14 protein-coding genes and 3 pseudogenes are annotated in these 13782 nt (G+C 59.7%); 10 read left to right on the forward strand and 7 right to left on the reverse strand.

Going from position 1 to position 13782, the window contains the following annotated elements; all coding sequences use genetic code 11:
- Positions 1-105: 105 nt before the first annotated feature.
- Both D8767_RS16815 and D8767_RS16820 read right to left on the reverse strand, forming a co-directional pair.
- On the reverse strand, positions 106-339 hold the full coding sequence (locus D8767_RS16815) for a hypothetical protein (RefSeq protein ID WP_016714321.1): 234 nt from the start codon (positions 337-339) through the stop codon (positions 106-108).
- Positions 340-552: 213 nt separating this feature from the next.
- Positions 553-1338 carry a 2-keto-4-pentenoate hydratase gene (locus tag D8767_RS16820; RefSeq protein WP_016714322.1) on the reverse strand — a complete coding sequence of 262 codons (786 nt, stop codon included), beginning with the start codon at positions 1336-1338 and terminating at the stop codon, positions 553-555.
- A gap of 144 nt (positions 1339-1482) precedes the next feature.
- Between D8767_RS16820 and D8767_RS16825 the strand changes: the two are divergent.
- The 3 genes and pseudogenes from D8767_RS16825 to D8767_RS16835 all read left to right on the forward strand — a co-directional run.
- Positions 1483-1629: pseudogene (locus D8767_RS16825) on the forward strand (AzlD family protein); the annotation flags it as partial.
- A 146-nt stretch (positions 1630-1775) separates the two neighbouring features.
- The gene (locus D8767_RS16830; RefSeq protein ID WP_016714323.1) at positions 1776-2651 is read left to right on the forward strand and encodes a universal stress protein; all 876 of its coding nucleotides are present in this window, start codon (positions 1776-1778) and stop codon (positions 2649-2651) included.
- Positions 2652-2898: 247 nt separating this feature from the next.
- A complete protein-coding gene (locus tag D8767_RS16835) occupies positions 2899-4125 on the forward strand; it encodes an MFS transporter (RefSeq protein ID WP_016714324.1) in 1227 nt (408 codons plus the stop codon).
- Positions 4126-4202: 77 nt separating this feature from the next.
- On the opposite strand, the gene D8767_RS16840 is transcribed toward D8767_RS16835, so the two are convergent.
- A complete protein-coding gene (locus tag D8767_RS16840) occupies positions 4203-5828 on the reverse strand; it encodes a methyl-accepting chemotaxis protein (RefSeq protein ID WP_016714325.1) in 1626 nt (541 codons plus the stop codon).
- A gap of 259 nt (positions 5829-6087) precedes the next feature.
- Here D8767_RS16840 and D8767_RS16845 point away from each other — a divergent pair, with 259 nt between their 5' ends.
- Positions 6088-6486: a tetratricopeptide repeat protein gene (locus D8767_RS16845; RefSeq protein ID WP_016714326.1), complete on the forward strand. Its 399-nt coding sequence runs from the start codon at positions 6088-6090 to the stop codon at positions 6484-6486.
- 24 nt (positions 6487-6510) lie between these two features.
- Here the strand turns inward: D8767_RS16845 and D8767_RS16850 are convergent.
- Positions 6511-6693 (reverse strand): annotated as a pseudogene (locus tag D8767_RS16850) (alpha/beta fold hydrolase); the annotation flags it as partial.
- Between the two features lie 23 nt (positions 6694-6716).
- Here D8767_RS16850 and D8767_RS29675 point away from each other — a divergent pair.
- Positions 6717-6827, forward strand: coding sequence for a hypothetical protein (locus tag D8767_RS29675; protein WP_372237804.1), 111 nt, complete (start codon positions 6717-6719; stop codon positions 6825-6827).
- A gap of 78 nt (positions 6828-6905) precedes the next feature.
- On the opposite strand, the pseudogene D8767_RS29270 reads toward D8767_RS29675, so the two are convergent.
- A pseudogene (locus D8767_RS29270) lies at positions 6906-7076 on the reverse strand (LysE family translocator); the annotation flags it as partial.
- A 277-nt stretch (positions 7077-7353) separates the two neighbouring features.
- The gene (locus D8767_RS16865; protein ID WP_016714328.1) at positions 7354-8148 is read right to left on the reverse strand and encodes a substrate-binding domain-containing protein; all 795 of its coding nucleotides are present in this window, start codon (positions 8146-8148) and stop codon (positions 7354-7356) included.
- 339 nt (positions 8149-8487) lie between these two features.
- Between D8767_RS16865 and D8767_RS16870 the strand changes: the two genes are divergently transcribed.
- Positions 8488-8967: a carboxymuconolactone decarboxylase family protein gene (locus D8767_RS16870; RefSeq protein WP_012314955.1), complete on the forward strand. Its 480-nt coding sequence runs from the start codon at positions 8488-8490 to the stop codon at positions 8965-8967.
- Here the strand turns inward: D8767_RS16870 and D8767_RS16875 are convergent.
- On the reverse strand, positions 8960-10396 hold the full coding sequence (locus D8767_RS16875) for a PLP-dependent aminotransferase family protein (RefSeq protein ID WP_016714329.1): 1437 nt from the start codon (positions 10394-10396) through the stop codon (positions 8960-8962). The genes D8767_RS16870 and D8767_RS16875 overlap by 8 nt on opposite strands.
- Before the next feature lie 90 nt (positions 10397-10486).
- Between D8767_RS16875 and D8767_RS16880 the strand changes: the two genes are divergently transcribed.
- The 4 genes from D8767_RS16880 to D8767_RS16895 all read left to right on the forward strand — a co-directional run bounded on the left by D8767_RS16880 (position 10487) and on the right by D8767_RS16895 (position 13452).
- The gene (locus D8767_RS16880; RefSeq protein ID WP_042132629.1) at positions 10487-10969 is read left to right on the forward strand and encodes a GNAT family N-acetyltransferase; all 483 of its coding nucleotides are present in this window, start codon (positions 10487-10489) and stop codon (positions 10967-10969) included.
- A gap of 30 nt (positions 10970-10999) precedes the next feature.
- On the forward strand, positions 11000-11677 hold the full coding sequence (locus D8767_RS16885; protein WP_016714331.1) for an FMN-dependent NADH-azoreductase: 678 nt from the start codon (positions 11000-11002) through the stop codon (positions 11675-11677).
- 110 nt (positions 11678-11787) lie between these two features.
- A complete protein-coding gene (locus D8767_RS16890; RefSeq protein WP_016714332.1) occupies positions 11788-12237 on the forward strand; it encodes a carboxymuconolactone decarboxylase family protein in 450 nt (149 codons plus the stop codon).
- A 309-nt stretch (positions 12238-12546) separates the two neighbouring features.
- Positions 12547-13452, forward strand: coding sequence for a LysR family transcriptional regulator (locus tag D8767_RS16895; protein WP_028699998.1), 906 nt, complete (start codon positions 12547-12549; stop codon positions 13450-13452).
- The last annotated feature ends 330 nt before the right edge of the window (positions 13453-13782 follow it).

Raw genomic sequence — 13782 nt, forward strand, 5'->3', positions numbered from 1 at the left:
CATCAGCTGTGTTACAGCTTTGTGACTATTGAATGGCAGGCCGCACGTTAGAGCTTTCTGGTTGCGCCATCACGGCAGATTGATGCCATGCGCGGCTCACCGGCATCAACCAAGGCCGGCAATACCCCCCTCATCTGTTTCAGGGCAGCGGTTACGGCATAGGCACTCGAACTCCGCCGCAGCCCGGGTCGGGAAGTTGAGGCTCAGGCGCATCTTGTCTTGCGTGTCATAAAGGTCGTAGCCCTCCCCCAACACGGCAGGAAAGCCGAGGCGGCGTGGGTAGATTTCTTTCTGGAGCGGCACGGCAGGAACCACAACGAAGCGCGTCTGCATGATCATCCCTCTTCGGCAGTGCTTTAGTATTAGTACTGCTAGAGAAAAGCATCAAGCTGACTCATGCAAAATTGCGCGGGCGCTCATCAGGCACGGTAAAGGCTGAATACCCTCATTCAACAAACCGCCACTGGTCGAGCGCTCGCAAGGTCTGTCGGCCCCGGTCAGCTCGCTTGAAACGGCAGCGGATGCAGGCGGCATTCGAACAGTGGTCGGCCGTTACAGGGTGAACGACAACGTCTGGCCAAGGAACCTGGCACTCACCTGATGCCCGGTACCATTCAGGTCGAACGGTTGGCACATCGCCCCGGTGGTCACCACATCACCCGCCTTCAAGGTCTGCCCACGCTCGGCGGCGTGGGCATAAAGGTGAGCCAGCGATACCAGCGGATCGGTTGCCGCATCGCCAGACAAACCCCGCGCCCGACATTCGCCGTCCACGTAAACCTCGGTGGTCTGCGCCAGTTCGGCCAACAGTGGTATGTCGATACCTGCGCCCAGGCTGTCGCTGACCACCAGTGCTTCAAACCCGACGTTGTCCGCGACAAAGCTCGGCCAGCCTACAGCCTTGCGGTCAACGAAACGCGAACGCACCACTTCGAACGTGACGCAGGTGGCGCGGATATCTTCACTGACCGGTACCCGCCCGGCTTGCGGGGGGATATCACGGTCAAGCACGAAGGCGACCTCGCATTCGACAGTGACGGGCGTTACAGCAGGCAGTGCGATGTGAGCACCGCTTGCGTGGCAGCGCTTGGCTTCCAGCTGGCCAATCAGGGGCCGGGACAAATTGGCTGCACGCATGCCCGCGGGGCTGCCGACACCCAGCTTCCACCCGGCGCGCGGGCCAGCGGCGGCAGCAAACAACTGGTCCTGGCTGTCGTAGCCTTGCGTCAGCGTCTCGGGCCTGAGGCTGGCGGGCAGCTCCGTCAGCAGGTCACCGCTGTGCCAGTGCTGCAGAAGCAAGGCTGCGGTACGTTGGTGTACGAAGAGCGGACTGTTCATCAAGACCTCATGAGGATGGGTGATGGCGGACGACAGATGCTAGGGCCTGAAGTTGATAAGGATAAATATATTGTCGTGATACCTGGCATCACAAACTGTTCGGCTACACCGGCAGCTCGGTGGTCAGCTTGATCTTCTCCATCGGCACTGGGTTTTCTAATGCTGCGTAACCGCACCCTGGGGCCACAACTGACCCAAGTGCTGAACGCTGCACCTGGCTGCGTGCTGATTGCCGTGATCGCACCGAAGTTCGTTTCCGGGCACCCGGCCGACCTCATTGCGCTGGGGCTTCTCCATTCCATTGACACACATCAAGCCCTCACGCCGGGTTCGCGCGACGATGGTCGCAAGCACGGAATGACTCAAGCACCGCCAGGCGCACAGTGCTCAAGGTTCACCCTTGACCCTTGTGCGCAACCTTGGACAAGGAGCCCCACATGAACCCGCTGAAACACATACTGGTTGCCACCGACCTGTCCCCCTATGCCCGCAACGCTGCGGAGCGCGCCGCCTACCTGAGCAAGGCGCAACAGGCCTCGCTTGACCTGCTCTACGTTGCCAACCCGGCGCCCTTCGAGCGCCTGAAGCAGTTGGTAGTGCCTGACGACGACCTGTTGAAGCGCGTACTGGATAGCGCCGGAGAAAAAATCCATGCGCTGGCCGCCATGCTGTTCCAGCGCTACGACATCTCTGCAGGTGTGCAGGTTGCCAGCGGCTCGGTGACCACGGAAATCACCCGGGTGGTACAGGACAAGCACAGCAGCCTGCTGGTGTGCGGCGCCAGGGGCCAAAGCGTGGCCCGGCGCCTGCTGCTGGGCTCGACCGTGCAGAAAATGCTCAACCGCATGCCCTGCCCTTTGCTGGTGGTCAAGCCTGCCCCTCGTGATGCCTACCGCACCGTGCTGGTTCCCGTCGACTTTTCCCCCGTATCGCTGCGCGCCATCGAGTTGGCCAGGCGTATTGCCCCACAGGCCGAGATCATTCTGTTACATGTGTACGAAGCACCGTTCGAAAGCAGCGTGCGCTTCGCTCATATCGACCACGACACCCTCACCCATTACCGCAATGTGATCCGCAAGGATGCTGTGACACAGCTCGCCGCCCTGAGCCAGGCAGCCGGCATGCCCGATGCACGGCAGATCGTGGTGCATGGCGACCCTGGCTGGCGCATTGCCGAACAGGAACAGGAGCTGGAATGCGACCTGATCGTGGTCGGCAAGCAGGGTACTAGCGCGCTGGAGGAGCTGTTGGTGGGTAGCGTCACCAAGCATGTACTGAACGAATCGCAGTGTGATGTGCTGGTGTCGCCATAACACACCGGACCAGGCGGGCAGCCTTTTTCCGAATGCTGCCCTACCCGCAGCATTCCCAGGTTCCGCAACAACTGCCTACAGTGACACTGCCATTGCAAGCGCTCTGCTCACGGTGTTTCATCGATTGCGCTGATGTTTACTATCAAGCGGCCTGCCTGTCGTCCTGACAAGGCCGTCCCTATAATCCCCTGCAAATCCCCCCGCTCCTGCGCCTGCTACAGGCGATATCCCTCATGGAACCAAACCCATGCCAAGCAACCGCCAGGCCCCTCGCGGCCTTCCCGAACATAGTCAACAGAGTGTCCTGCAGCAATGGCTGGCAATCCTCTCGGTCGCCGTGGGTGCCTTCGCCCTGGTCACCAGTGAGTTCCTCCCGGTGGGGGTGCTCAACGATGTGGCCAGCGACCTGGGCATCAGTGCCGGCCTTGCCGGCCTGATGGTGACCCTGCCCGGCATCATGGCCGCATTGGCCGCCCCCCTGATTTCCGTCGGCGTGGGTGCGCTGGACCGACGCTACCTGCTGATCGGCCTGACACTGATCATGATCATCGCCAACGCGATCGTGGCCTATGCCGGCGACTTCAACCTGCTGTTGGTCGGCCGCGTGCTGCTGGGTGTGAGCATTGGTGGTTTCTGGGCGACCGCCATTGCCCTCAGCGGCCGACTGGCACCTGATGGCATGGGCGTGGCCAAGGCCAACTCCATCATCATGGCTGGCGTAACCCTGGCAACCGTCGTGGGTGTACCCGTGGGCACCTGGCTCAGTGGCCTGATGGGCTGGCGCATGACCTTCCTGGTGACCGCACTGGTGGGTGTGCCTGTGCTGCTGGCCCAAGTGTTCCTGCTGCCGCGGCTGATGCCGGAAAAGGCCATTCGCATCAGCGACCTGCCGGCGCTGTTCATCAACCCGCAAGCACGGGTCGGCTTGATCGCCGTGTTGCTGATTGGCCTGGCGCACTTTGCCGCGTACACCTATGTCGCACCGTTCTTCAAGCAAAATGCCGGGTTCGACGGGCCTACGATCGGCTCCTTGTTGCTGCTGTATGGTGTGGCCGGCTTCATGGGTAACATCTTCGCCGGCTTTGCAGCCAACCGCAGCGTGCGGCATACCCTGATGCTGGTCGCGTTGATGATTGCCGTCAGCACTGCCCTGTTCCCGCACTTCGCCACCGGCATGACCGGCGCCGCGATGCTGATCGCACTGTGGGGCTTCGCCTTCGGTGCGTTCCCGGCCTGCGCCAACATCTGGATGTTTGTCGTAGCCCCCAAGGATGTCGAGCGTGGCATGCCGCTGTTCGTGGCCATGTTCCAGGTGATCATTGCCGTGGGCTCATTCTTCGGCGGCCAGGTGGTCGACCACATGGGCACAGCGGTGCTGCTGAGCCTGGCCACGGCGCTGGTAGGCTGCGGCTTTGTCACGGTGTTGGTGCTGGGCCGCAACGTCAGCAACAGCCTGGTGGCGCAGCCAGGCTGAGTTGTATTGCCGGGGCTGCTGTGCAGCCCCTTGTAGGCAAGCCCGCGTCTGCATACAGGCGCACCCTGCACTGAACGTCACAACCTGAACCTGCCCGCCAGCGCTGTCATCTGCCCGACCAACCCCGACAGCGCCTTGCTCGCTTCGCTGGTTTGCTGTGCGCCCGCCGCCGAGTGGTTCGACAGCTCGCGAATGTTCAGCAAGTTACGGTCCACCTCCCGCGCCACTTGGGCCTGCTCTTCGGCCGCACTGGCAATGACCAGGTTGCGCTCGTTGATTTCACCGATCGCACTGTAGATGCCCTCCAGCACCTGCCCTGAGGCCAGGGTCACGTCCAGCGTCGACTGGGCACGGTTGGTACTGGCTTGCATCGAAGCCACCGCGGCCTCGGTACCGGCCTGCACGCGGCCGATCATCTGCTCGATTTCCTGGGTCGACTGTTGTGTGCGGTAGGCCAATGTGCGCACTTCATCCGCCACCACCGCGAAGCCACGGCCGGCCTCACCTGCGCGGGCGGCCTCGATGGCGGCATTGAGCGCCAGCAGGTTGGTTTGCTCCGACACCGAGCGGATCACCTCCAGCACCTTGCCGATATCCCGTACCTGCCCGACCAACTGCTCAAGGTGCGCACTGCTGGTCTGGATCTCGCGGGTCATGGCCTCGGTGCCGTCGATGTTGTCGCTGACCTGACGACGGCTTTGTGCGGCCAGCTGGTTGGACTCACTGGTGGTCTGCGAAGTGGTGATGGCATTACGTGCAACCTCCTCCACAGCCGTGGTCATTTCGGTCACGGCGGTAGCGGCCTGCTCCAGCTCCTGCCCCTGCTGGCGCAGGTTGTTGGCGCTTTCCTCGGTGACTGCGTTCAAAGCCGTGGCAGCAGCGTCCAGCTGCCGGGCGCAGTGGTCGATTTGCCCAAGGGTATCGCGCTGGCTCTGCTGCATGCGTTGCAGCTCATGGAACAGCTGGCCGATCTCGTTAGTGCCCTGGCCTTGCACCGGCACGCTCAGGTCGCCACCGGCAATGCGCTGGAAATGCCGACCGGCTTCACGCAACGGGTGCAGTACCCGCTGGGCAATGAAGGCCCAGCACAGCGCTGCCAACAGCAAGGTCACACCCAGCAGGCCCAGGCTCAACCATTGCGCGCGGGCCAGGCGCCGGTCGGACTCAAGCATGATCTGCTGGCTCCGCTCACTCAGTGCGCCAACCAGTTGCTGACGCAACGCCTGCAACCGGCCCATGGCATTGCCGGCGTCGCTGTTGACCTTGAAGTACTGCTCCAGCGAACGCTGGCGGGTCGCTTCCCGCTGCCCCGCCACTGCCTTGGCGTACTCGGCAAAGGTAGCCTGCAGCTCGATAGCCAGTGTGCGAAGGGCGGTCTCGCGCGCGCTTTCGACAAATTCGTCGACCAGCTTCTGGCTCTTGTCGTTCAGCTCGACCGACAGCGCCATGCGCTTGCCTGCGCTCTCGTCATGGCCACCCAACTGCTCGATGAAACCCGAGGACACATTGGCACTGGAACGAATCGCCATGAGCAACGCATTGTTCAACCGGTCCGACTGGTGTGCGGTCTGGTCCAGTTCGGTGATCTGCTGGTCACTGCCCACAGCTGCCCACCAGGCGCTCACGGTAGAAAACAGCAAGGTCAGGCTGAACAGCGACAATACCCAGAACATTCCGGTACGTATCTTCAGGTTGGCAAGCATGCGGGCAGTACTCCTGGTTGGCACCACTTCTGGTCGATGATTCGACGGTGGGTGTGCTGCTATCGGAGGTGCCGGCGCAGGCTTGAGGTGCCTGGAAGCGGTTATGGGCGGTAACCGAACAGATGTTGCCCAGCCCAGGGGCGGGAGCGGCGGCAGTGCGCCGCCCACGCTTGAACTTCATCCCGGGTTCGCGGTCTATATCGACCCCTCGCCCCTTACCCGCGAGCGGCTTGCCAAAGACCTGTCGAGTTCACTGCCAATGCCCAGCACACCTGCCCTGCCAGCCTTGCTTTTGTTGTTGAGCGTAGGGGCAACAACTCACGCGCTGGCCGGCGAGCGCTCTGCGCCTGCACGCAGCAATACGGCATCGACCGTGCTGATCGAAACGGCTTCGCAGCAGTATGCCGACGGCCAACTGGACCAGGCTGCGGCAACGCTTGAGCGCGCGCTGCACATCCAGCCGAACAACCCGGCAACCTTGCACTACCTTGGCGTTCTGCGCCTGCAGCAAGGGCAGTTTGAACAGGCAGAGACGCTGGCGCTGCGTTCCAACCTGCGTGTCGGGGCCAACCACGCGCTGCGCAATCGCAACCTGCAGTTGATTGAAGCCGCACACAACGCCCAACGCTCAGGCATGCTGCCGACGGCTGCGCATTGATGATCGGCCAAGCGCTAGCAAAACTCAGCGACCGAGGAAATCGACCACTGCCTCGGCGAACGCCTGGGGTTGATCCTGCATGACGAAGTGGAAGCTGCCGTCGATCCGCTTGAAACTGATGCCCCGCGTGCCGGCATAGGCATCAGCGAAGGTTGCATCAACACGGGTCGCGGGTATGCCATACAGGGGATCATAGGCATACACGGTTGGCATTGCTGATCTATGGCAGATTGTCTGAAGCCAGCTTCTGGATCGCCGACGGGGATCAAGCATCTGCACGTTTCAGGAGTGCGACTGACGCGCTCAAGTTGCTGCTACGTGGGTTGCTGGTTAGCACTTGATCGGAGCGCATTGTGGCGAAGGCTCATTGCATGGACAACGCGGGGCTCATCCAAGGCCCCGCCGCTTTCCCCCACCCACTATCTCTGGCTCAAAGCCGCAATCGAAACACCAGATGCGACGAAGGTGAGGCCTGCGCCCACGTTTAGCCCATTTACCAGCCGTGGCCGCTGGTACAGGTAGCGAGATAACACAGTGGCGCAAATACCCATCAAGGCAAAACCAAAGGCTGTGAGTACAGCAAACCACACATCCATTGGGAACACGGCTCTCTCCTTAAGCCTGATGAAGCATCCATCCTGACGGTGGGATGTTCCAATTGCAAGGCGAGATCTCAAGGGTTGTTGGCTCTGATGGGTTTGGACCTAATGAAGTGCCCAAATCAGCAGCGAACGCTATGTCTGCCATGGGCGAAAGCGTCCACTCGTGAACAGCTGCTTTCGACCCATTGCAGACGCTCGCAGAAAGAAGACTGCGGCAAGATCTTTGTGTTTCGCCGAGCCCCAGTTTCGATGTCGGCGCTCGCAGTCAGCTTGCTGCATGGGGTAGCGGCGTCAAGCCACTATCTTTGATCGCTGCGTCGGCTTCTGGCGATGCCAGATAGTCGAGGAGCGCCTGGGCTGCGGCATGATGCCGGCTCTTGGTGACGACAGCGCCAGAATACATCGTCATTTTCTGCGCTTCAGCCGGGATCAGACCAACGATGTCGATCCCCTTTACTGGCTTAAGCTCACTGAGCTGTTGGAAGCCGATCTGTGCTTGGCCGCGAGCGATCACCGCGCCGACAGGCTCGGCAGGTATCATGTGAGCCTTGGCCACGAACTGGTCACCGAGCTGCATGCGAGGGAACAGGGTCTTGGAAAGATAGACGCCGCTTGCGCTGTCGGAGTACGCGACAGAGCTGCTGTTTTGCAGCACTGTGCGCAAGGCCTGCATGGTGCCTATGTCCGGCTTCGATTCGCCTTTGCGAACGGCCATGGCAATGAAAGACTTTCCTAGATCAATTCGGCTGGTCTTATCGGCTAGACCGCTGGCGACCAGGTTGTCGAGCGCCGAACCTACCATCAGAACTACATCCGCCTGCTCACCGCGGGCGAGCCTATTTGGGACGGCCTGTGGGGTTTCCCCCATCGAAGGCGCGGCTAGAACTTCCAGCTTCACGCCGTATGTCTTCTCATAAACTGGCGCCACTTCCCGGATAGCGCCCATGATACCGCCGGAACTAAGAACGGTCAGCGTTTCCTCACCACCTTGTACAACGTCAGCAGCCGAGCAGACGAATGAGGTGGTTAAGAGGGTGGCACAGAACAGCATTCGAAGCATCGGAGCTTTCTCCACTAGTAAAGCCGCGGAATCTTACCGGGGCGAAGCTCAAGCTTTTGATTAATCAACGATTAAGAATGTTTTAATTTTCTACCCGCAATTGGCATGTATGGGTCGAAAGCAGGCCGCGACTGACCATTTTCGACACATTGCGGCCATTCGTGGAGGCCAATAAACGGCCTATTGCGCCCCTTCGACCCTATCGCTCGATAGGTGATCATGGCGCACTTCGATACAGATATGGCCTAGTTCGAAGCTACCATCTTGGCCCTGTGGGGCTATTCCAAGCGTTGCTACAGTGGGCTCCAACAACCATCCACCCACTACGAGCAACTACCCATGAACAACCGCCTTGATTACTTCAAGCTGTCTCCCCAAGCGTCCAACAAACTGGTGGAGCTCACCCTGCAACTGAGCAAGAAGCCGCTACTGGCCGATCTTGCCCACCTGATCATGTTGCGCGCTTCGCAGCTCAACGGCTGTTCGTTCTGCGTGGATATGCATGTGAAAGAGGCCAAGATCCATGGCGAGCGCGAGCTGCGTCTTCACCACGTGGCCGTCTGGCGTGAGTCACAGCTGTTTTCGCCAGCAGAGCGGGCGGCGCTGGAGTGGACTGAAGCCCTGACCCAACTGCCGCCTCATGGTATCTCCAACAGCTTGTATGCGAGTGCGCGTGAGCAGTTTTCCGAGCAGGAGCTGTCGGATTTGTCGTTCCTGATCGTCGCCATCAATGGCTGGAATCGCCTCAATGTGGCTTTCCAGGCGATCCCGGGCTCGTCCGATGAACTGTTCGGCCTGAACAAGGCCAACCTCAACTGAGTAACTTGCTGATCAACGCGCCAAGCTGCTCGCCTGGAGCAGTCGTGGCGCAGTTGGTAAAACTCAGGAGCAGACCTGACTGACGCTGCGATGAGGCAGCCCAGCGCGACAACGCTTGTACCGACATGCCCCTCGCCAGCACCTGCTCGGCCAGGGCGGTGTCGCTTACGTCCTCCGGCAAACGCAGTACCAGGTGCATACCGCCTGGCGAGCGTTCCACCTGCATACCCTTCGGCAAACTCCGCTCCAGTGCTTCGATGGTCAATGCCCGTCGCTCGTTGTAGAGGCGGCGCATGCGTTGGATATGCCGAGCGAAGTGTCCCTCGGCAACGAACTCCGCCACCAAAGCCTGGGTAATTGACGGTGACCCGGCAGCAAACAAGGCACGGCCGACGCGCTCGAACGCTGCCACCTGCGCCTGCGGCACCACCAGATAAGCCAGGCGAATACCGGGAAACAGCACCTTGCTGAAGGTGCCGGCATACAGCACGCGCCCATGGCGATCCAGGCTGGCCAGCGCTGGAAGTGGACGGCTGACGTAGCGATACTCGCCGTCGTAATCGTCCTCGACAATCCAGCCACCGGTGCGGGCAGCCCAATCGAGTAGCAGTTGCCGGCGTGGCAGCGACAGTGCCATCGACAGCGGGCTCTGATGTCCCGGTGTCACCATGGCGACCTGAGCAGCCCGAGAACCCGCGATGGCGTGTTCTACATTCATGCCATCGGCATCAACCGGCACCGCTTCCAGGTCCAGGCCGAACTGGCGAAGCACCTGGCGCGTAGTGGGATAGCCCGGGTCTTCCACCCAGGCGCACTCGCCTGGCTGCAACAGGGTATGTGCGACTAAGGACAGGCTATTGCGCCAACCGCTGGTGATAAACACCTGATGGGCACCGCAATCGATACCTCGGGACACCTGCAGATACGAAGCAATGGCGCTACGCAACGCTGCCAGGCCGTGGGGTGCCGGATAGTCCAGATCTCCCAGTCGCATCCCACGGAGATACCGAGCACCTAGACGCGCCCATATCTTGCGCGGAAATGCATCCAGCGCCGGTACCCCCATCTGGAACGGCAACAGCTGCGGTGGACGCCAGAGCGAATCAGGCGCGTCTTCGATCACTTGGCTGCTGACTGGTAATGCGGTGGCCGCTGACACAGGCTTCTGCAGTTCAGGATTGATTACGGTGCCTTTCTGCCCGAGCGCCAGGAGGTACCCTTCGCTGGCCAGCAGCGAATAGGCCAGTTCGACGGTGCCACGTGCCACCCCCAGCTCCTTAGCCATGGCGCGCGCCGACGGCAAGCGGTCACCGGGGGACAACGTGCCAGCGGCAACGGCGGCCAGCACGCGATCGTACAGTTGACGATACAGGGGCAAGACGGACTGCTCTTCCAAGGGAGCAAAAGGCGGCTTGGGGGAGGTCATCATGGCCTAGTTCATATCCCGTTTCTTGGCTCAATCAAGTGGGTCAATGGTAGTCCAATATAGCGCCATCACCTACTGAAGAGGGCAACGCCCATGAAAGTCCCTTTGCACAACTTCATACCCAGCGTGCTCGACCTGGCCGACACCGCCCTGCGTCCCCTGGACAGCACCCACGACCTGTGCAGCGCATTCCCGGTAATGCAGCAATTGCGCCCTCATCTGACGAGCGAAGCCGACTTCGTCAGCCGCATCGAGCGTATGCGCCTTGAAGGCTATCGCCTGATTGGCGCTTTTGACGCAGACGTTCTTGTGGCACTGGCTGGTTACCGCTTTCAGGAAAACCTGGTCTACGGCGCATTCCTGTATGTCGATGACCTTGTAACCGCCGAGGCTCAGCGGGGTGACCAGTGGGGATCGCGCTTATTGCAAGCCTTGGAACGACTGGCGCGCGCCAGCGGTTGTGAACGCCTGGTGCTCGACACGGGTTTGGCCAACGCCCGCGCGCAACGTTTCTACTTCCGTGAAGGTCTGTTGACGGGTGCACTGCGCTTTCAAAAACAGTTCGATACGCCATAACCCGCATGCACATCCAAGGAGGCAAACCTCATGACATCGTCCCAGCAGCCACTTGCTCCTTTGCGCATTCTTCGCCTGGTCGCCAGCCCCAATGCAGAGGCTTCGGAAAGTCTGAAACTGTCCCAGCAGATCCTGTTTGCCTTGGCCAGTCAGGCCGGCAGAAGCGGTATCCAGTTGACCGATTTAGACCTCAACACCTTGGCCCCAGTCGATGCACCTTACGCCCAGGCGTTAGCCAATCAGCGCGTAGTCATAGCAAGCGGTCAGGAGGGTACGTTGAGCCGTTCCGACGAGTTGATCGACCAACTGCAGGCATGCGACGTACTGCTGATTGCCACGCCGATGCACAACTACAGCGTGCCCGCCCCACTCAAGATGTGGATCGACCAGGTGGTGCGCGTGGGCAAAACGTTTCTGGGCACCGCCAAAGGCAAAGTCGGAACGCTGACGGATCGTCCGGTTTACGTCGCAATAGCTTGCGGAGGCTACATCAGCGGCCAACATGCCCGTCAACCCGATTTTCTGCGCCCCTACCTGTCCGCCGTCCTCGCCACCATCGGTCTCAATCACGTGTACTACTTCACCGTTGAAGGTACCGCCAAGGGTGTGGAGTCACTGAATACTGGAAGGGAAACAGGGTACGGTGAGGTGCAGGCGTTCTTTGGTAGGGATAGCCATAGCGTGGATCAAGTCTGCAGCCCGCTTTAACACCATCATCGAATTCAAGCGTATAGGTTTGCACATCAGCTGGGCGGTGTGCCGTCAAGCGGCAATCCGCATGTCACGTTCTTCATTGCTCAAAGAAAGGAAAAGAAATCATGAGTCGACTCAATTGGTTTGAAGCTTCGCCGGGTGCAGCCAAGGCCCTTGGCGGGCTGCATCATTTCGTGACCACCGCGACAAATTTGCCAGCCCCGTTGATTCACCTTGTGTTTCTCAGGGTGTCTCAAATCAACGGCTGCGCCCATTGCATCGATCTGCACTCACGCGATCTGATCAAAGCAGGTATGTCGGTGGACAAGGTGCTGTTAGTACCGGTATGGCATGAAGCGCACTATTTGTTCTCGGATCAGGAGCGCTCAGCATTGGCCTGGACAGAAGAAGTCACGCGGGTAAGCGAGACACATGTATCCGACGGAGCTTATGCAGCAGCATCAGCGATGTTTGCAGAAAAGGATCTTGTCGACCTGACAGCGGCCATTGCTGCAATGAACGCTTTTAACCGTATGGGCGTCAGCTTCCGACTCAAACCTGCCGCTAAAACGTGATGACCTAGTTACTCAACATGCAAACGCAGTACTTCAGAGACGGCCCTGGTATTGCCTACAGTCTGTTTCAGGCCATTGCAGCCCCTTCTGAACGACGGGTATGAGCCGAAAGCAGTCTCTGATGGACGTCCGCTATGGGTCGATAGCGGTCACGGGCGAATGGCTGCAATCGACCCATAGCTGCCGCTCGTGGCCTCGGTAGAGCGACAGGCGCTCTAAACATAATCGGCCGAGGGATCGACTCACCTGTCGACATACTGATGCACCCCAAATAGCATGTCTTAATCCAATATGCCCGAGCTGGTAAAAATGATCTCAGATTCTGGCACACCAACTCTAGACCAGCTGAAAGTTCTCCTGACGGTCGTAGAGGTGGGAAGCTTTGCCGGTGCTGCAAGGAAACTGCATCGTGCAACGTCCGTGGTGAGCTATTCCATTTCCAATCTCGAGATGCAGCTTGGGGTATCACTTTTTGACCGCAAGACGACACGTAAACCAAAGCTGACAGAGGCTGGACGTACAGTGTTGGCCGAAGCACGAACGATCATCAACGGGGTCAACGGACTGCGATCGAAGGTGTCTGGACTGTTGCACGGTCTCGAAGCAGAGGTGCATCTTGCTCTGGATGTAATGCTGCCAGCGGAGCGGGTGGTCGATGCGCTCAGGACTTTTAGACAGGTATTTCCCACCGTGGCTTTGCATCTACACATGGAAGCGCTCGGTGCGGTCACCCAACTAGTACTTGAGAAAAAAGCTGGCATTGGGATCAGTGGCCCCCTTGACCTGGGGAGGGATGGCCTTGAGCGTGTCGGCGTAGGCAGTGTTGAGTTGGTACCCGTTGCAGCCCCGGCGCACCCACTTGCCCTCGCCGGCCGCAACGACCCTGGAGCGGCAAGAAATCACATCCAATTGGTGTTGTCAGACCGATCAACGCTTACCGGGGACAGAGATTTTGCCGTAGTGAGCCCCCGTACATGGCGGCTCGCGGACTTAGGCGCAAAACACATGCTACTCAAGGAAGGCATTGGCTGGGGCAACATGCCCTTACCTATGGTCCAGGCGGACCTCAATGCGGGACATCTTGTCCATCTCGATCTACCCGATTGCAGAGGCGGCTCTTACGCGTTTGACGTTATCTACCGGACTGACTCACCGCCTGGGCCGGCTGGTCTATGGCTCATCAAACGCTTCGGCCAGCAAGCCGAAGCTCTCTAGCGTTGTCAAATAAGCAGAATAAACCCTTCGATATTCTTCTGGTTTTTAGCCAGCTAGGCCCCTGTTAGGCTGTTGCTCATAGACCAGATCCGCGCGCTGCGGTGCCTGGGCCTCAATAGTCGCAAGACTCCGGTACCACGAGGTGAACCTATGTATTCAGCCGCCGAGCTTCTCAAACAACATTTCGAAACGTTTGTTGAGAACCATGAAGTTAGCGTTTGTGAGGGTAAGCTGACGCATATTCGTGAGTACTTCGATCCTGCCCAGGCGGCTTACACCGTGGACTCCCCCGTGATGATGCCGGGCTAGCACGCTGCCGAGTGCATGAAA

Origin of the sequence: Pseudomonas sp. LTGT-11-2Z, assembly GCF_003691445.1 — a bacterium.
GTDB lineage: Bacteria > Pseudomonadota > Gammaproteobacteria > Pseudomonadales > Pseudomonadaceae > Aquipseudomonas > Aquipseudomonas monteilii.

Bases quoted from the DNA above. Each gene is read 5' to 3' on its own strand.
- D8767_RS16820 (WP_016714322.1), bottom strand. From the start codon at position 1,338: ATGAACAGTCCGCTCTTCGTACACCAACGTACCGCAGCCTTGCTTCTG.
- D8767_RS16885 (WP_016714331.1), top strand. From the start codon at position 11,000: ATGACATCGTCCCAGCAGCCACTTGCTCCTTTGCGCATTCTTCGCCTG.
- D8767_RS16835 (WP_016714324.1), top strand. From the start codon at position 2,899: ATGCCAAGCAACCGCCAGGCCCCTCGCGGCCTTCCCGAACATAGTCAA.
- D8767_RS16830 (WP_016714323.1), top strand. From the start codon at position 1,776: ATGAACCCGCTGAAACACATACTGGTTGCCACCGACCTGTCCCCCTAT.
- D8767_RS16815 (WP_016714321.1), bottom strand. From the start codon at position 339: ATGATCATGCAGACGCGCTTCGTTGTGGTTCCTGCCGTGCCGCTCCAG.
- D8767_RS16865 (WP_016714328.1), bottom strand. From the start codon at position 8,148: ATGCTTCGAATGCTGTTCTGTGCCACCCTCTTAACCACCTCATTCGTC.
- D8767_RS16875 (WP_016714329.1), bottom strand. From the start codon at position 10,396: ATGATGACCTCCCCCAAGCCGCCTTTTGCTCCCTTGGAAGAGCAGTCC.
- D8767_RS16840 (WP_016714325.1), bottom strand. From the start codon at position 5,828: ATGCTTGCCAACCTGAAGATACGTACCGGAATGTTCTGGGTATTGTCG.
- D8767_RS16895 (WP_028699998.1), top strand. From the start codon at position 12,547: ATGATCTCAGATTCTGGCACACCAACTCTAGACCAGCTGAAAGTTCTC.
- D8767_RS16880 (WP_042132629.1), top strand. From the start codon at position 10,487: ATGAAAGTCCCTTTGCACAACTTCATACCCAGCGTGCTCGACCTGGCC.
- D8767_RS16890 (WP_016714332.1), top strand. From the start codon at position 11,788: ATGAGTCGACTCAATTGGTTTGAAGCTTCGCCGGGTGCAGCCAAGGCC.
- D8767_RS16870 (WP_012314955.1), top strand. From the start codon at position 8,488: ATGAACAACCGCCTTGATTACTTCAAGCTGTCTCCCCAAGCGTCCAAC.
- D8767_RS16845 (WP_016714326.1), top strand. From the start codon at position 6,088: ATGCCCAGCACACCTGCCCTGCCAGCCTTGCTTTTGTTGTTGAGCGTA.